We start from the raw sequence: 18,047 nt of genomic DNA, 5'->3' as shown, positions 1-18,047 counted from the left end.
AAAGACAAATTAAAACCGTACATGACTGGAAACCGACGCTGGCAAAAACGGGATCACCGTATTCGCCGCGGTTTCTGCCAAAGGACTGAACACGGCATTTTTCCAGAATGCCTGTTGCGGCATGGAAGTCATCCCGCACACCAGCACAGCCGCCAATACCAGCACACAACCACGTGCCAGCCCAAATAATCCCCCCAGACCGCGGTCTGCCAGCGACAGGCCGCTCGCCTTGATCACCGCATCGACCGCCATCATGACCAGCGCCATCAGCAAACGGACACCGATAAACAAGGCCAGAAACGCAATAATCAACCGGACAATCTGCCCCGGGAAAAGCGATGGCAGCCAACCGGCCAGCACTTCGCTATAGGCGTTGGCAACCACGAAAGCAACGATCCAGCTCACCAGCGAAAGAATCTCTTTAATCAGACCGCGCATCGTGCTGATCACGATTGAGCAGATCAGGATAATCAGAACCACATAATCAAAAAGCGTCACGATGAATGCATCCGGTTAATTCGGCACCAGCGTGCCATTGAGCCCTTGCTTCACTAAGCGGGCGCGCATTTTTTCCGCCTCATCTCTCGAGGAAAATGGTCCCACCCGCACACGGATTTTTTCGCCTGAAGCAGTCGCCACTTTCTGCGTGTAGGAACGAATGCCAGCGGCTTTCAATTTTGACTGCAGTTCATCCACCTTATCCTGGCTGGCCAATGCCGCCACCTGTACCTGGTAAACCGAAGCTTTTTCGGCAACATCGGTTTTCCCAGCAGGTCTGGCAATCGGTTTGGGTGGTGCTTTTCCTTCCAGAATAGCCATTGCACGGGCTGCTTCATCCTCATTACCAGCAGGTTTCTGTGTTTTGACAGCCGGATTGGCGGAAGCGGCCGACTTGATATCAGGGTGTTCGGTTTTGCGTTCTGCTTTCACAGCAGGTTCTTTGACAGTATATTTGTCCCCTTGCGTAACGGTTGTTTTGGTATCGGCTTTTACTTCTGTTTTTGGCTCAGTCCTGAGTTCATTGCGGGCATCAGGCTTCACAGCGGAGAGATTGTCACTTTTGCCGTCAGACCGCGCAGGTGCAGCCGACGTCGCCGTTACTGTTTTTTCCGGCCGGTTCTGACTGAGCGCCGTCACGGTGGCGACCGTTGCCGCCCCGGCAGCCACTACGGCAGCAGTTTTTCCGGCAGGCTGAGGAACATCCCGTTTTACCTTGTCTGCGCTGACAGGATCGATAATTTCTTCTCCGGCATCATCGGCGCTGACGATAGTTTTACGTGGATTGACCTGCTCTGCCGGCTGACTGGCACTGCTGTCATTTGCCTTGCTGTCTTTGGATGGAATCCTGATGGCGATGTCGTCCGGCAGGGGTCTGGGTTCAGAGTCGAGCAGCATTGGCAAGCCGATGATCGCCGCCAGCGCCAGTGCGACCGCACCAATCAGGCGTCTTCTAGCGCGTTTTTTTTCAGGCAGGACAGGATCATCAGTTTTACGACGGCTGGCATCGGCCTTCTTGCTGCGGCTGCGCGACTGTGCGCTGTCTTCTTCGGCACGGGAGCGGAATTCGCCGCTGTCGTGGCTGTCAGATGTTTCCTGCTTTTTAAAACGCGAGAACAAACCCATGAGCGAATAATCTGTTTGGTGGACATTGTTTTACCCCTGAAAATCAGGGGTAAATCCGCAAAATTGCCTTAATGCAGCGCTGACCTTCTGGCGCGCATCACACCCGCAACCGTCAGGAAAGAACCGAAGACCACTATTCTATCATTTTCACCCGCCTGATTCATGGCCTGCGCATACGCCTGCTCAGGGGAGTCAAAGGTCTGGATGGTTTTTTCCGGATCAGCCAGCACCCCGGCATCCAGCAGTTTCTGTTGCAACTGCAAGGCCGTTGCCGCCCTTGGCAGCGGCAGACCGGTTACATACCAATGATCAATCTTTCCTTTCAGATGTGAGATCACGCCATCAATATCCTTGTCCAGCATGGAGCCAAAAACCGCATAGGTATAAGCATGAAAACCCATATTGTCGAGATTTTGGGATAGCGTCGCCGCTGCATGCGGGTTATGCGCCACATCCAGCACAACAGACGGCCTGCCGGGCATCACCTGAAAACGCCCGGGTAAATCGATCATTGCCAATCCGGTACGGACTTCCTGCGCACCCACCGGCAATTCAATCCGCAACACCTCCAGTGCAGCCAGTACCGCCGCCGCATTCAGCAACTGATTCGCGCCGCGCAGACTCGGATACCCGAGTGAATTGCGGCGCTGGGAACGTCCACCGTAATTCCATTGCTGCTTATCGCCGCTGTAATTGAAATCGCGGCCAAATAACCAGAGATCGGCGCCAATCGTATTTGCATGATCAATCAGCGATTGGGGCGGCAGCGGATCACCGCAGATAGCCGCTCTACCGGGGCGGAATATTCCGGCCTTCTCAAAGCCGATTTTTTCGCGGGTATCGCCGAGGTAATCGGTATGATCAATATCGATGCTGGTCACGACAGATACATCGGCATCAATCACATTCACCGCATCCAGACGTCCGCCCAGTCCGACTTCCAGAATCACCACGTCAAGCGGCGCTTCCGACAATAGTTGGCAAATTGCCAGCGTAGTGAATTCAAAGTAGGTCAGCGAAGTAGTCTCCCTCGCCTGCTCCACTGCTGTAAATGCCTTGATCAACGCGGCATCGCTGACGTTTTCTCCATTGATACGGGCACGCTCATTGAAGTCAAGAAAATGTGGCTTGCTGTATAGCCCAACCCGGTAGCCGGCCTGCATCAGAATCGACTCCAGCATGGCACAGGTCGAGCCCTTGCCATTGGTTCCCGCTACCATGATGACAGGGCAATGGAACTGCAAACGGAGGCGATCTTTAACCGAAGCAACGCGCTCCAGTCCCATGTCGATTTCTTTCGAGTGACGCGTTTCAAGCAGCGTCAGCCATTCCGGCAAGCTTACGGGTAAATTTGGCATAAGATAAAAAAAGCCCGAAGAACAGCGTTTCGGGCTTGGGGTATCAGAATAAAGAAAAAATCAGGCAACGGCTTCAGCAGGCTGACTTTGCAGCAAGGCTAACAAACGGGCAATTTCCTCACGCATCTTGCGGCGGTCAACGATCATGTCAATCGCGCCTTTCTGCAACAGAAATTCAGAACGCTGGAAACCTTCCGGCAGTTTTTCACGAACGGTATTTTCAATCACGCGCGGACCGGCAAAGCCGATCAGCGCTTTCGGCTCGGCAATCACGACATCACCCAGGAACGCAAACGAGGCCGAAACGCCGCCTGTGGTCGGATCAGTCAGCACCGAGATAAAGGGCAATTTTTTTTCAGCCAATTTCGTCAGCATGGACGTTGTTTTTGCCATCTGCATCAGCGACAGCACGCCTTCCTGCATACGGGCGCCACCACTGGCAGTAATGCAGATAAACGGCACTTTCTGTTCCAGCGCAGCCTGCGCACCACGGACAAAACGCTCCCCCAGCACAGAACCCATTGTGCCGGCCATGAATTCATAGGCGAAACAGGACACGACGACCGGCACTGCCATAATGGAGCCGCCCATCACGACCATGGAATCGGTTTCCCCGGTACCTTCCAGCGCGTCTTTCAGACGGTCTGTGTATTTTTTACTATCTTTGAATTTCAGCGTATCGACGGGCAGAATTTCCTGTCCGATTTCATAGCGGCCGCCGGCGTCAAGCAAAGCGTCGAGACGTTCACGGGCACTGATGCGCATGTGATGACTGCATTTCGGGCAGACATGAATATTGGCTTCCAGATCAGAACGGTACAACACGGCCTCGCAGGACGGGCACTTGACCCACAGTCCTTCAGGGATCGATTTGCGGTTTGCGGATTCCGAACGTTGTATGCGCGGTGGCAACAGTTTTTCTAACCAACTCATGTTTTCTCCTCATTGCTACTGACAAATCCAGGGGCTTGCCAGTGTCTGATTCTCTGATGCAAGAACCGTTCAGCGATCTGTTTTTCAACAGCAGGCGCGTATTTTACTCGTCCAACGCCTGTCTGACACCAGAAATAAAACTTTTTACTGCAGCAACTGCCTGTTCCGGCGGGGTGTTTTCCAGCTCCTGAATAATCCGGGACCCAATCACCACGCCGTCTGCCACTGAGCTGATCGCTCTTGCAGTGGCACCGTCACGGATACCAAAACCGACGCCTACCGGTACGTTCACATGCTTCCTGATCCGCGGAATCATGTCTGCGACGGCAGTCAGATCCAGATTGCCGGAACCGGTCACCCCTTTGAGTGACACATAATACACATATCCGCTGGCAATTTTTCCAACCTGCGCCATGCGCTCATCGGTAGATGTCGGCGCCAGCAGGAAAATCGTGTCCATGTCATGTTGCTGCATTGCCGATGCAAATTCTTCGCACTCCTCGGGCGGATAATCCACCACGAGCACTCCGTCCACTCCGGCTTCGGCAGCCTGGCGGATAAAAGCCTGCTGCCCCAAACGTTCGATCGGATTAGCGTATCCCATCAACACAACCGGTGTTTCTGAATTGTTGACTCTGAATTCGCGGACGAATTGTAATACATCACGCAAACCAACTCCAAATTGCAGCGCCCGCTCCGATGCGCGCTGAATGACCGGGCCATCCGCCATCGGGTCGGAGAAAGGCACGCCCAACTCAATAATATCCGCCCCGCCATCGACCAGGGCATGCATCAGCGGCACCGTCATGGCGGGTGCCGGGTCACCGGCGGTAATAAAGGGAATCAGTGCTTTTCTGTTTTGTGCTGCCAGTGCAGCCAGAGTGCTTTTTATTTTTGACATAGTATGATATGAAAACCTGTTGATCTGCCCGTTAGTACGAGCCACAAAGTGTGTCGGGAGGCATTCCAAAAATCCAGATACTCCCCCTCAGTATATTTTGAAGCCCTTATTTTTCATTGACCTCAGATGAGTTTTATAAAAATATGGGGGAGTATCTGTTTTTTTGATTCTTTCTGATTTTTTCTGCCTGAACCGCAGTCAGAATTTCAATCCGGCGCGTTCTGCCACTGTATGCATATCCTTATCACCACGACCTGACAAATTGGCCAGCACAATCTGATCTTTGGGCAATGTCGCCGCCAGCTTGGTGGCATAGGCGAGCGCATGACTCGATTCCAGCGCCGGAATAATACCCTCGATCCGACAGCAATCATGGAATGCTTTTAATGCTTCTTCATCGGTAATCGTCACGTATTCGGCGCGGCCACTGTCCTTCAGCCAGGCATGTTCCGGTCCGACTCCGGGGTAATCCAGTCCGGCTGAAACGGAATGCGTTTCAATGACCTGTCCGTTTTCGTCCTGCAGCAGATAGGTCCGGTTGCCGTGCAGCACCCCGGGGGAACCCGCCGTCAGCGAGGCCGAATGGCGACCGCTTTCTATTCCGTCGCCTGCCGCCTCGACGCCGATCAGCCGGGTTTCGCGATGATCGATATAAGGATAAAAAATGCCCATCGCATTTGAACCGCCACCAACACAAGCCACCACATAATCGGGCTGACGTCCGGTCAGTTCAGGCATCTGCCACAGACATTCTTCACCAATCACCGACTGAAAATCCCGCACCATCATCGGATATGGATGTGGCCCCGCCACGGTGCCGATGATGTAAAACGTGTTATCGACATTCGCCACCCAGTCGCGCATCGCTTCGTTCAAGGCGTCTTTCAGCGTCTTTGACCCCGATTCGACCGGCACCACCGTGGCGCCGAGCAATTTCATCCGGTAAACGTTCTGCGCCTGACGCTTCACATCTTCAGACCCCATATACACCACGCACTCCAGGCCAAAACGCGCGCAGATAGTGGCGGTTGCCACGCCATGCTGACCCGCACCGGTTTCAGCGATCACGCGCGGTTTGCCCATGCGCTTGGCCAGCAAAGCCTGGCCGATGACGTTATTGATCTTATGCGCCCCGGTATGGTTCAGGTCTTCACGCTTAAAGTAAATCTGCGCGCCGCCCATCAGATCAGACCAGCGTTTGGCGTGATAAACCGGGGATGGCCGGCCGACAAAATATTTCAGTTCATTTCTGAATTCAGCCAGAAATGCCGGATCGTGCTGATACCTGGCATAAGCATCACGAAGTTCATTCAGGGCATGCGTCAGCGTTTCAGAAACAAAGCTGCCGCCATAAGGACCAAAATGGCCACGACTATCCGGCAAGTGGTAGCCGGCAGACTGGTAAATGGCTTGTTTGGCCTGTTGATTCAGGGATTGACGCTCGAACTGAGCGTCGAGGGATTGCAATTCTTTCATAATTATCCTTTGTCGGGTGATCATGCGCTGCACGCATGGCAACTGGCATATTCACCTGTGTCTTGGTCTGGGCTTTCCGGAAAAGCAGCACAAAGTCTGCACCACGTCCCGTCATTACCGGCAGGCTTCGTGTACCGCACGAGTAAACGCCTGCACCTTTACCTCATCCTTTACACCTTTCGACAGCTCGACGCCACTGCTGACATCGACCGCAAAAGGCCGCACCTGACTAACTGCGCCAGTCACATTTTGAACGCTCAAGCCACCACTTAAAACGACCCGAGGCGCGAGCTCTTTTGGAATGAGAGACCAATCAAACACCTTTCCACCGCCGCCATAACCATCTACGAAGGTATCCAGCAGCAAACCATTAAACAAAGGACTTGCATCACGATATGTACGTTCACATTCTAGCAAATCGTCAGCGCTTGTGTCAGGCCGGATACGGTATGCCCGGATAAACGGCCGCTGCACGCTGGCTGCCAGTGTGGCACACTGCTGCGGCGTTTCGTCTCCATGAAATTGTAGCAACTGTACCGGAGCCTGCTCCAGCACGGTGCGCAATTCAGACTCTGTCACATTCACAAACAATCCTACGGACATCACAAAGGGAGGGAAAGTGCGCAGCAGATCTGCCGCCTGCGCGGGCGTGACATAGCGCGGGCTGGCCGGATAAAACACCAGTCCAACCGCATCTGCTCCGGCAGCAATCACGCTTGCCACGTCTTCAGGCCGGGTCAGGCCGCAAATCTTGATTCTGGTTCTGCCTGTCATTATCAAACTCATAGATCGGATACATAATTTTTCATTGTACCCTTAGCCATTGTTTTTCTGAGCAGGCACCTGATAATGCAGGAAGTTCTGCGATAATCCAGAGATCATCCAGATCCCAATCACACCATGCCGACCGCCGACCGCCGCATTACGACCCTGTTTGATTTACCGATCCGGAGGATGCGCTTTCTTGAAGCCAGCCAAACCCTGATGGCCGCCGCCATCCGGCACGATCAGCCATCTCAGATCGTGGTGACGCCGAATGTGGATCATATTGTGCGACTGGATCAGCAGCCAGAATTCAAAAAACTGTATGCCACGGCAGATTATATTTTTGCAGATGGCATGCCCGTGGTCTGGGCCAGCAAAATGACCGCCAACCCGCTACCGGAACGTGTCACCGGCGCAGATTTATTCGTCGCCCTGTGCAAGGAATGTGCACAGAAAAATCTGCCCGTATTCATCCTCGGCGGTATGCCCGGACAGGAACAGGAACTGCAGGAAGCCTTTGCCCGCATCTATCCTGGGCTGCCAGTCAGTATTTTTTGTCCATCAATGCAATTCACCCCCGATGGCAATGAGGCTGACACCGCTATCGGGCGCATTCAGGACGCCGGTCCTGCTATTTTATTTATCTGCCTCGGCATGCCGAAGCAAGAGTATTTCGCTTTTCGTTATCGTCGTGAAATTCAATCCAGGAATGTGCCGTTAATTCTGTGCGTCGGCGCAGCAATGGAGTTTGCACTCGGCCAGAAAAAAAGAGCGCCTCTATGGATGCAAAAAATCGGGATGGAATGGTTCTGGCGCCTGGCTTCAGAGCCCCGCCGCCTGTGGCAGCGCTACACGGTTCAGGGCAGCCGTTTTTTCGGCATTCTGCTCAGGGAGCACCGAAAACTCCGGCAATCCTAGCCCGCACACGCGCACAATAGACATTGATATCAACACAGCAAAAAGCCGCGCAGACAATAATCTGTGCGGCTTTTTCTTTACTACGGGAGACTGTTTCCCGGCATCACACCGGCCTGCTGAACGATATCGAGCCAAACGGTCGACGGTCATTCAACATTAAAGCAAATCGATTAAGCAATTTTCTTTTCAAAGAACTGCTCATCTTCAGTGGAGCCATGCAATGCTGTCGTCGAAGACTGGCCTTGCTGAATAGTCTGGGTCACTGCATCGAAGTAGCCGGTACCAACTTCACGCTGATGCTTCACTGCTGTAAAGCCTTTTTCTGCCGCTGCGAATTCCGCTTCCTGCAGCTCAACGAATGCCGACATCTGACGACGTGCATAACCATGCGCCAGGTTGAACATGCCATAGTTCAGTGCATGGAAACCAGCCAGTGTGATGAACTGGAATTTATAACCCATCGCGCCGAGTTCTTTCTGGAATTTTGCAATCGTTGCATCATCCAGATTTTTCTTCCAGTTAAACGATGGCGAGCAGTTATACGACAGCAGCTTGCCTGGGAACTTGGCATGGATCGCATCCGCAAATGCTTTAGCAAATTCCAGATCAGGCTTACCAGTTTCACACCAGATCAGATCAGCATATTCAGCGTATGCCAGACCACGGGAAATCGCCTGCTCCAGACCTGGCTTGGTTTTGTAGAAGCCTTCCACAGTACGTTCGCCAGTGCAGAATGGCTTGTCGTTTGCATCAACATCGGAAGTCAGCAAATCTGCGGCTTCAGCATCAGTACGTGCCAGAATCACGGTTGGTGTGCCCATAATGTCAGCAGCCAGACGTGCCGCATTCAGCTTTTCAACTGCTTCGCGGGTAGGAACCAGAACCTTGCCGCCCATGTGACCGCACTTCTTAACGGAAGCCAGCTGATCTTCAAAGTGAACGCCGGAGGCGCCAGCTTCGATCATCGCCTTCATCAGTTCAAAAGCATTCAGAACGCCGCCAAAACCGGCTTCTGCATCAGCAACGATTGGCGCAAAGTAATCGATATCATCTTTGCCTTCAGACCATTGGATCTGATCAGCGCGTGTCAATGTGTTATTGATGCGCTTAACGACCAGCGGAACAGAGTTCGCTGGATACAGAGATTGGTCAGGATACATTTCACCAGCAACGTTGGCATCGCCGGCAACCTGCCAGCCAGACAAATAAATCGCTTTAAGGCCAGCTTTCACCTGTTGCATTGCCTGATTACCGGTCAACGCGCCCAGTGCATTGATGAATGGCTCGTTATTGACCAGATCCCACAACTTGATCGCACCGTTTTTCGCAATTGTGTGCTCCACCTTGATGGAACCACGCAGACGAACTACGTCTTCGGCTGTGTAGTTACGCTTGATACCTTTCCAGCGTGGATTGGTATCCCAGTCTTTTTGCAATTCTGCTACTTGTTGTGCGCGTGTTGTCATGCTGCTCTCCTGTGGTCAAAACAAATGAAATGTGAATTCCGTTGAGATCAATAATAGGAGATTTTTTGCGCAGCAACAAGGTCTTATATAAGACATATAACAAATATTTATTCTTTTAAATTCATACACTTAAATTTATTTTTTTGCGATACGAAATAACTTTTCTTAAAATGAGAAAATAAATTTGTGCAAATGGCGACTATCTTTTCACAATACGAGAAATCAATTTCACATTACAATATTTTGTCTGAAATATTCAATTCAGAAGATTATTCTGCCGACATGCTGATGCAGATACCGCGCAATCCGGATCAGATCATCCTGCATACCGATAAAACCGTTCAGCATCAAAAGTAAGTTTCAACGCAGACCTGAAAAAATCAGCTCAAACCAGGGAGATGACTGATGCAGCGAAACAGAGAAGCCACCTTTAACTACGGCAACATCCCTATCGGGCACAGCAGCCAGCCTGTTACCATCTCCATCGAGGGGATACACGATCAGATGTTTGGCAGACGACGGGTAAAAAAAACTGGCGGCAATTCGCTCCGTCCATACCGGCCCGGTTGCATCTCTTGCTCCGGATATTTGGCGGGTATGCGGCAGGTCCGGCTCCAGTGTCCACCACATCCTGTCTCCGGCATAGGGGATCAGTTCTTTGGGACGCTGCGGCATCTCGCCAGGCTGGCTGCCGGTAGTTGCCCCGCTGAGGCTGAGCAGCACGCGGCGCGAAGTGACCAACGGCGAAGCATCACGACTCATCAGTGTCATCACGCCATAGTGCCTGCCACCAAATACCGGTAAAAATGGCATATCCTGCGTGACGATCATTCTTGATGCTGTAGTTCCTGCAAAAACAGCACTGTACGGCGTAATAACCTGTAGATGATGCAACTCTGCGTTATAACGAAGAAACTTCTCATTTTTTATCACCGCGTTGTCACCCTGCTGATTTTCTCTCCCCTCCGGTCCCTGATTTTTTCCGGTCGCCAAACCCGTACCGGCATTTCCCTGGAACGGCAGTGAAAAATCAACCGAGATTTGGCGTGTTAACACCTGCTGCGAACTGACCTGTTCATGCTTTTCCAGATAATCCAGATACCCCGGAGAAGAAACTCCCTCCCCCAATGCGCCCAGCATCTGGCGCTTTTCCATTGGCACGGAAAGAATTTTCCGCTCGCGCAACACCGGAATCTGAAAATAACGGAACATGGCAGCAGACATGCCGACATGCACCAGTTGACCGGTCATTCCGGTCAGCCCAAAACTGTCCGGTAAAGCGTTCCAGGTCTTGCCGTCGCCATACTGAAAGAAAAACAATCCATCCCAGTCCTGTGTACCCGCGACCGCGGTCATGACCGGGATGATTTCGGCACTCTGACGATTTGGATACGCCTGATTGAATTCGCTGATGACAAACGGCTTCCTGACGTCGCGATAAAAGGCTCTGGATAACAATCCATTCCACCCCTCACGAAGTACGGACTGATCTCTAATACGCCAGTCATGACTGTCCCAGGATTGATGCGGGAAGTCGTAATGATCTACATAAAAATGCTCGTCGACATAATCCATCTCCCGTTGTGCATCGATATTCAACAAGCCGCCGAAATACGCCTGCGTACCCGTGACGGGAACCAGGCCGCCCACCTCGGCATGGACGGTATTGCGCAAGGTATCGACATATTGTTTATCCATCTCGATCAGGAAACGAACAAAATCCAAGACTCTGCGCCCGGCGCCGGCCTGATGTAATTCCAGGCCGGGCTCGAGTATGTCTGGTACCTGCCACCCAAGACGATTCAGTACGCGGTACAGAAAATACTTCATGCGCCCCAGCCATCCTTCACCGTGCGCCAAAACAGCATTTTCAGTGCTTTTTACCAACAACGCCCCCTGCTTGGGCAGGTCACAGCTTCGCCACAGACTGCAAGCCTGAGCCAGGCTGCCATGTTGCCGCACCAGCCAGTGCTGCCAGTGTTGCTGCAAGATGCGTTCGTATTCGCCTGGCAATTGATCCAACTGTTTTCTTTGCCATGCGCCGGTCAGCGAAGATTCATTATTGATTTCCACCAGCGCCAGCACCGGATCATTGTTCAACTGCAACCGGCGTAGCAGTTGCTGGGTATATTCGACCTGCAATGCGATCATGCGCGGCTCGAACAAATGCAAGGGATGACTGGCAAACGGCATGGATGCGCCCGGCGGCAAGGGAGTCAGCTGATCCACTGCATAACGGAAGGTGTAGCCGACATGCAGATTCAGGTTCACATACAGTCCCTCTTCCTTCAGGGCATCCATGAATACCCGCAAGCGATGAAGTGCCGTCTGATTAAAGCTGGGGAAAGCGCCGGTCGTCAGAATTCCCAGGGGCTGCTCATCACTGTCGCTCAGCACCGAATCCAGATGATGCAGACGTACCGCATTGAACCCGAGTGCCCGCAAACGCCGCGCAATGACCGGCGCATCTTCCTCGCGTGGGAAATTGGCAGCATCCGACAGGTTGATGCCAAACAGTCTGACCCGCTGGTCGTCACGGGTGCGGGGCAGATGATCCGGCCCAACCCGGAAAAAATGTCCATCTTTCGCAAATAACTGATCTGCCGGATTTAACGTGTGATTCAGCGCAGAAAAATCGGCAATTGCCGGGAGTTTATTTTCGTCGATTTGAAACGGATACCATTCCAGTGCTTCGCCCATTACCGGACGGATACCGCAACAAATCAGCAAAATAACCGGGAAAAGGAAGCTGACACAGTGAACCCGGAATAAATGACGCGTTTTGCAATGAAAATAGTTCATGAATTAAATCGCCACAGCTAAGCAAGCCATTAGAATATCGCACAAACAAATAAGAAACGTATCCGCTGATGAAGAATCCCCGGCCACTTCCGCCAGACCAGCTCGCTGTATATGAGATCCACATCATCAGGCTCATGGTGGTGCTGTTTGTCGTTTTTTCGCTGCTGCCTTATGGCTTGTCATGGGACTACACCGGCTCATCTGCCCTGACGATGGAAGGTTCGATGACCACCAAACTGGAATGGGGCAGCTTGTTCGCAGTTTCTGCAGTCTTACTATATCGCCATCTGCCAACGGTATTAAAAGATCTGCGTGTCATCAATCCTTTTCTGCTGATGGTGCTGTTATGGTGCGCCTTATCAAGCCTGTGGTCACCACTGCCGCTGGTCACTTTCAAGAGAGCGATTCAGCTATACGGACTCGTCATGCTGGGTCTGGCCATCCAGTTGGCTCCGAATGCGCTACAGCTACTGGTGAAAACCATGCTATACACACTGATGTGCATCCTCGGTCTGTCGCTCCTGATCGTCATTGTCTCGCCATCAACCGGCATTGACTATGAACTTGGCCGCGCATGGCGCGGAGCGCTTTCCCAGAAAAATGAACTGGGCCAGGTAGCCGCCATGTCCATCCTGCTATGGCAGGTACGATCCTGCATGAAAAAAGTGGATGTGAAAATTCTGATGCTTTCTCTGCTGCTCTGCTTCTTCATGCTGGTCATGAGTAAAAGCTCTACCAGTATGATCATCACTATTGTCACCAGCGGTATTTTTCACACCTTACGGAAACACCATCTTGCATCGATCTATCCACTGACGCGCATCTTCCTTGGCGTGTTCTGCCTGATACTGCTGGCGGTCTATGTGTTTTACATGCAAGAATCCCGTCTCCCCACCTGGCCGGAAATTACCGCACCGATTGCAGGTATTTTTGGGAAAGGTACCGATCTGACCGGCCGGACCGATATCTGGGAGCTGATCTGGGTTGAAATTCCTCGCCATCTGCTGATTGGGCTGGGCTACGGCTCGTTCTGGCTGGGGCCGGACAGCCTTTCGCAATTCATCATTGATGCCCTGCACTGGATTCCACTGCAAGCTCACAATGGCTATCTTGACATACTGAATGAACAGGGAGCGATCGGATTAGCTTTGACAGTCATGACCTTACTGATGCAGGCACGATCACTGACCTTACTGGCTCGTGGCGACCGGGTGCAAGCCGCCTTCTGGAGCGCCATGTTATTAGTCGTAGTGGTAACAAATTTCACGGAAAGCAGTCTGTTCCGTGGTTTCGGATTTCAAAACGTCTTGTTCATTTGCGCACTGACCTCGGTCACATCGGCAACGCGCCGCCTGAATCAGGTTGACCAAGAAACGACGCAAACCATCAACGCAAGATAGATAAACTGACTTAGTGAGAATAAGGGTGACCAAACCTCTGAAACGGCTGCTCGATCAAACGATAAGACAGATCAGAGAGCACAAATGACGCGACCAGCAAGAGCGCCATCCGCGACAGTAATGACCAGTCTGGCAACCAGAACGTGATCGCTCCCAACATCAGCCAATGATACAGATACAGAGAATAGCTGACCCGCCCGATATAAGCCATCGGACGCGAACCCAGGATACGCGCAGCCAACCCTTGCTGCAGCACCAACGTTGAAAACATCATCAGCAAGGCGATGCCTTGCAGGGAATAGCGCCAGGATTCGCGAAAATCCTCACTCCGGTATAACAATGTCGCCAGCAACAGTGCCGCACCGCCCGTCGCCAGCCATCGACTGTTTAAAACCTGGTGCGTCCCGGGGTAGCGTGCCAGCAGCAACGCAAGACAGGAACCATACAGAATCGAGTCGGCACGCGTATCCGTCGCTTTATAAATCCGGAATCGCGCCAGATGCTCCTGTCCCACGCCATACACAAGATATAAACGCCACAACAGGATCGATACGATAAGCGTTGCGATGAGTTGTAAAAACCGTCTCGGTGAGGCGATCAGCAACACAAACGCAAACGGAAACACCATGTAAAAATGCTCTTCGATGGCCAGCGACCAGGTAATTCCCAAAGGAGAAGGAAGTGTATGACCGCTGAAACCCACAAAAATATCAAAATAATTTGCGAAGTAAAAAAACACGGCAAACAATTCCACCCAGCGCCATTCCACATGTGCGGCATACATGACCGATAACGCTATCACTACAAAAACCAGCAGCGCTGGCAGCAGCCGGAAAAATCGCCGCAGATAGAATTTTTTAATATTCATCGCGCCATTCTTATCCCACTCCCGAATCATGAGGCGCGTGATAATAAAACCGCTGATGAAAAAGAAAATCGTCACGCCGAGGCCACCGGGAACAATATGACCAAGCCAGGCATGCGAAATCAGCACCAACAAAATGGAGACCGCCCGCAAGCCATCCAGAGCCTGCAGGCGTGAAGAATTATTCATATCCGTCATTCAAAAGATGCTGCATTATTTTTCACCATAGGCAGCAAATAGTCGGCCACGAAAATGGTTTAATTTGCCCAACTGAGAGACGCATATCCGCAGCCAGGAAAAGGCTTTCAGCGGAGCAAACAACATCAACAGTACACTGAATAACAACGCCGCTCCGGCCTGCACAATGGCTTTTATTGAGAGAAAAACTGCCCGCTTCCGACGTTGCTTCAGGGGGATGCATGCCAGCTCGGTGCGCATATATAACTGCCCGGTACGGAACGACCTGTTAAGCAACCAGGTTGCCGTGGCACGCTCGACAGGAACGATTTCGGAGACAGGCGCCTCATCGCACCAGATCATGCGTGCTCCTGCGAAATCCAATTGTCTGAACAGCATGGAATCCTCACCGCCGGTCTGGCCATAGGCAGGATCAAACGGTCCGGCATCCGGTGAGCCGGTGTCAATGGCGGTTAACGTCTGTTTCCGGACCAGCACATTGCCGCTACGCGCATCCTGAAGACGAATCTGGGTACCGGTCAATAATCGTCTCCGGTCAAAATAAGCACCACGACGGATCCAGCCGGGAACAGCATTCTGATATTCGGGCACGACCGGCGCAAACACCACATCTGCCTGATATTTTTGCTGCGCTGAAAACAGATTCAGTAACCAGTCGCGCTCAGGGCACTCATCATCATCGACCATGCCGATCCAATCAGCACTCGCGGCGTGAATAGCCGCATTCCTGGCTAAAGAAATATTTGGCGTCTGCAGCGCCAATGCAATCAGCCTGTTGCCATATTGATGCCCGAAATCAGTCAACACCTGTGCAGCGGACTGCGCCGGATCGTTATCAACGACGACGACCTCCAATACATCGGAAAAACCCTCCTGCGAAAAAACAGCCTGCAGAAGGCGGCGTAAAAGTTCGGGACGCCGGAATGTGCAAATACAGATACTGACCCGGATCATAAAATCAGTTCTGTCCCAGATAAGTTTTCAGAAAAGACAATCCCGGCAACGATATCAGGCGATTGCGCCATCCCTTTACATGACTGGCAGCAGACGACTCATTAAAGATCGTTCCGATAATATCGACCCCTGCTGCCTGCATCGTACTTTGTGTTTGGCGGATATCGTTAATCAGAGTCACATCCTGTTTCGCTACCAGCAGCGCATAACCCAACTGGTGCGCAACCAGCTGAGCATCGGAAGCCTGCGTCGCAGCATAAGTATCAACAACAAATGTATCAAACTGACCTGCACAGGACTCTAAAAGCTGACTCATTCGCGGAACACGCAAGATTTCCAACGGATTAGGAGGACGCGGCCCCGATGGCAATATATGCAGATCAGGCATCAGCGGAATCAACGCTTGCTGATACGGAATACGACCTGCCAGAACCGACGAAAGCCCATCCTGGGTGCCAAGTGCCAGATAGTCATGTAGATTGCCAGTACGTAAGTCGGCATCAATCAATAACGTCTTCCGCCCAATCTGAGATAAGGCAATTGCCAGACTGATCGCCATATAACTCTTGCCCTCATCAGAACCCGGACTGATCAGCGCAATACTGATCTTTTCCTGCGTACTGAAGCGCAATAACAATTCGCTGCGTAAACGACGAATTTCTTCTGCCTCTTTTGAGAACGGCGCATGCAAAAAACGCAGCCCCGGATCAGCAACACCATTCATTAATTCTTTGCTGCTGTAGCCAAACTGCTCTCCCAGCGCAGAATCAATTTCTGCCTGACTCAGCAATCCCAGACTCAATGCAGCATCGCCAAAACGCAGTTTTTTGAGTTTCTGTTCCTGCGCAATCTGCTCAATCTGCTGAGCTGTCAGTAAGCCTTTTTGCAAAAATAACTCACCAAGACGACCAACTCTGACGGATGCATGTTCCGGGTTTTTCCATTCAGACATGCGATGTTCCTTCCGTTTTCCGGCCATCGGATTTCACTTTCCATATGCTTTCACCAAAACCGATATGCGCCATCACCGGCACACTGAATTCCTTTTCCAGATCTTCAAGACAACGCACGCGCCTTTGTGAAAGCTCAAGCAAAAAAGCTGTGCTTAATGCAAACAATAACCCTGCGATCATGCCAAAAATCAGATTTTTTCTGAGAATCGGCTTGGCATGTTTCTTGGGCAAATCGGCCCATTGCATCACTGTTGCATCGGAAATCGCCACATTACTGGTCATCAGCAATTCATCAAACTTCTGAATCGCTGCGTTATACACTTTTTGCACACTGTCCAATTGGCGCTGATAGGAACTGATGACATCACGATGTTTTTTATTTTCGAATGTCTTTTTCTGATAACTCGCCAACTCATCTTCCATGACCTTTTGTTGCTGTGCCAACCGTCCTTCAACTGCCATTAAAGAATCCATAGCCGTTGCCGCCTCGCGCTGCAGCTTATCGTTTAATGCCTGCCGTTCATTCTGGATGGCGATGTACCTGGGATGACGCACACCCAGTGTCGCCTTCGCATTTGCCAGTTGTGCATCGAGTGCGATCAATGCGGATTTGACGCCGGATATATGACCGATACCTGCAATTTCAGGAATATCAGAATTCAGATTTCCTTGCTTCAGCAGTTTTTCCAGTGACTGCCGCTTTGCCTGTGCTTCTACTTTCTGTAGCTGAATATCCAGAATCCGTGCACTGAGGGAGCTCATCTGACGAGATTCCACATCGACGCGTTCATCCACATCCACGATCTGATATTGCTCCTGATAGGCAGTGAGTTTTTTCTGGATATCATCCATCTGCCGGCTCAGTGATTCGAGTTGGGAGTTATACTGCTCCTTGCGCGCGCGCGCCGGGGCATTCATCATTTCCAGCGACAAGTTGATGTAAGCCTTGACTACGGCATTGACCACATCACGCGCATGTTCGGGCGTGGATGCAGCATATTGAATTTCAATCACGCGACTGTTTTTGTGTGGAGCAACCTCAATATTACGGGTGATTGATTCTGCGATAATACGCATTGCGCTCTCTGATCCATACTGCGCAATCAACTTCTTGTTCGCAGGAACATCCTGCAAATGCAGATCAGCGATTACACGCTCGGCAACCTGCACACTTTTGATCACGTCGAATTGTGTCTGCAGATAGCTCTCGTCCTGCAAAGGGTGAAACTGCTTGCCGCTGATAGGATCATTCATGCGGTAATCAATATAAATATCCGCAACTGCCACATAGGTTTTCGGTAACAGAAAACTGGAAATACCTGCCAGTAAAACAGTGATGACTACAATCACAAAAATCAGGTGCCGTCTGGCGCGCAGCATGGCGCCAATCTGCGTGAAGGAGAGAATGAGTTCGTTAGAAGAAGGTCGCATCGGC

At 51.6% G+C, this 18,047-nt stretch carries 15 protein-coding genes; 2 read left to right on the top strand and 13 right to left on the bottom strand.

The features are described 5' to 3' along the window. Positions 1 to 9: 9 nt before the first annotated feature. The 7 genes from HV832_RS09735 to HV832_RS09705 all read right to left on the bottom strand — a co-directional run bounded on the left by HV832_RS09735 (position 10) and on the right by HV832_RS09705 (position 7,065). On the bottom strand, positions 10 to 498 hold the full coding sequence (locus tag HV832_RS09735) for a CvpA family protein (RefSeq protein ID WP_176803645.1): 489 nt from the start codon (positions 496 to 498) through the stop codon (positions 10 to 12). Between the two features lie 15 nt (positions 499 to 513). Further along, a complete protein-coding gene (locus HV832_RS09730; protein ID WP_176803644.1) occupies positions 514 to 1,623 on the bottom strand; it encodes an SPOR domain-containing protein in 1,110 nt (369 codons plus the stop codon). A gap of 68 nt (positions 1,624 to 1,691) precedes the next feature. Beyond that, complete coding sequence (gene folC, locus HV832_RS09725) at positions 1,692 to 2,981, bottom strand: bifunctional tetrahydrofolate synthase/dihydrofolate synthase (RefSeq protein ID WP_176803643.1); 1,290 nt, start codon at positions 2,979 to 2,981, stop codon at positions 1,692 to 1,694. 60 nt (positions 2,982 to 3,041) lie between these two features. Continuing rightward, positions 3,042 to 3,914: an acetyl-CoA carboxylase, carboxyltransferase subunit beta gene (accD, locus tag HV832_RS09720; RefSeq protein ID WP_176803642.1), complete on the bottom strand. Its 873-nt coding sequence runs from the start codon at positions 3,912 to 3,914 to the stop codon at positions 3,042 to 3,044. A gap of 103 nt (positions 3,915 to 4,017) precedes the next feature. Continuing rightward, positions 4,018 to 4,815 carry a tryptophan synthase subunit alpha gene (gene trpA / locus HV832_RS09715; protein WP_176803641.1) on the bottom strand — a complete coding sequence of 266 codons (798 nt, stop codon included), beginning with the start codon at positions 4,813 to 4,815 and terminating at the stop codon, positions 4,018 to 4,020. A 198-nt stretch (positions 4,816 to 5,013) separates the two neighbouring features. Continuing rightward, on the bottom strand, positions 5,014 to 6,291 hold the full coding sequence (trpB, locus tag HV832_RS09710; protein ID WP_176803640.1) for a tryptophan synthase subunit beta: 1,278 nt from the start codon (positions 6,289 to 6,291) through the stop codon (positions 5,014 to 5,016). A gap of 114 nt (positions 6,292 to 6,405) precedes the next feature. Then, positions 6,406 to 7,065, bottom strand: a complete 660-nt coding sequence (locus HV832_RS09705) for a phosphoribosylanthranilate isomerase (protein WP_176803639.1) — start codon at positions 7,063 to 7,065, stop codon at positions 6,406 to 6,408. Between the two features lie 126 nt (positions 7,066 to 7,191). On the opposite strand from HV832_RS09705, the gene HV832_RS09700 reads away from it, so the two are divergent. Then, positions 7,192 to 7,974: a WecB/TagA/CpsF family glycosyltransferase gene (locus HV832_RS09700; RefSeq protein ID WP_223827241.1), complete on the top strand. Its 783-nt coding sequence runs from the start codon at positions 7,192 to 7,194 to the stop codon at positions 7,972 to 7,974. A 170-nt stretch (positions 7,975 to 8,144) separates the two neighbouring features. On the opposite strand, the gene aceA is transcribed toward HV832_RS09700, so the two are convergent. Together aceA and HV832_RS09690 are read right to left on the bottom strand one after the other, a co-directional pair. Next, entirely contained in the window at positions 8,145 to 9,440 is a 1,296-nt protein-coding gene (aceA, locus tag HV832_RS09695; RefSeq protein ID WP_176803638.1) for an isocitrate lyase, read from the bottom strand. Positions 9,441 to 9,800: 360 nt separating this feature from the next. Continuing rightward, positions 9,801 to 12,242, bottom strand: coding sequence for a hypothetical protein (locus HV832_RS09690; RefSeq protein ID WP_176803637.1), 2,442 nt, complete (start codon positions 12,240 to 12,242; stop codon positions 9,801 to 9,803). A 68-nt stretch (positions 12,243 to 12,310) separates the two neighbouring features. Here HV832_RS09690 and HV832_RS09685 point away from each other — a divergent pair, with 68 nt between their 5' ends. Next, positions 12,311 to 13,642: an O-antigen ligase family protein gene (locus tag HV832_RS09685; RefSeq protein ID WP_176803636.1), complete on the top strand. Its 1,332-nt coding sequence runs from the start codon at positions 12,311 to 12,313 to the stop codon at positions 13,640 to 13,642. Positions 13,643 to 13,652: 10 nt separating this feature from the next. Here the strand turns inward: HV832_RS09685 and HV832_RS09680 are convergent, their stop codons facing one another. From HV832_RS09680 to HV832_RS09665, 4 genes are read right to left on the bottom strand one after another with little or no spacing between them, the layout of a single operon-like run. Further along, positions 13,653 to 14,696 (bottom strand): acyltransferase family protein, encoded by a 1,044-nt coding sequence (locus HV832_RS09680; RefSeq protein ID WP_176803635.1) that lies wholly within the window; start codon positions 14,694 to 14,696, stop codon positions 13,653 to 13,655. A 24-nt stretch (positions 14,697 to 14,720) separates the two neighbouring features. After that, a complete protein-coding gene (locus HV832_RS09675) occupies positions 14,721 to 15,659 on the bottom strand; it encodes a glycosyltransferase family 2 protein (protein WP_176803634.1) in 939 nt (312 codons plus the stop codon). A 4-nt stretch (positions 15,660 to 15,663) separates the two neighbouring features. After that, a complete protein-coding gene (locus HV832_RS09670) occupies positions 15,664 to 16,611 on the bottom strand; it encodes a CpsD/CapB family tyrosine-protein kinase (RefSeq protein WP_176803633.1) in 948 nt (315 codons plus the stop codon). After that, the gene (locus HV832_RS09665) at positions 16,604 to 18,043 is read right to left on the bottom strand and encodes a Wzz/FepE/Etk N-terminal domain-containing protein (RefSeq protein WP_176803632.1); all 1,440 of its coding nucleotides are present in this window, start codon (positions 18,041 to 18,043) and stop codon (positions 16,604 to 16,606) included. The genes HV832_RS09670 and HV832_RS09665 overlap by 8 nt, the downstream gene beginning before the upstream one ends. Between the last annotated feature and the right edge of the window lie 4 nt (positions 18,044 to 18,047).

The organism is Cognatundibacterium oligocarboniphilum, assembly GCF_013377855.1.
Classification (GTDB): Bacteria; Pseudomonadota; Gammaproteobacteria; order Burkholderiales; family Burkholderiaceae_D; genus Undibacterium; species Undibacterium oligocarboniphilum.
The sequence above is the reverse complement of the archived record's forward strand: the minus strand, read 5'-3'. Positions and strand labels throughout refer to the sequence as shown.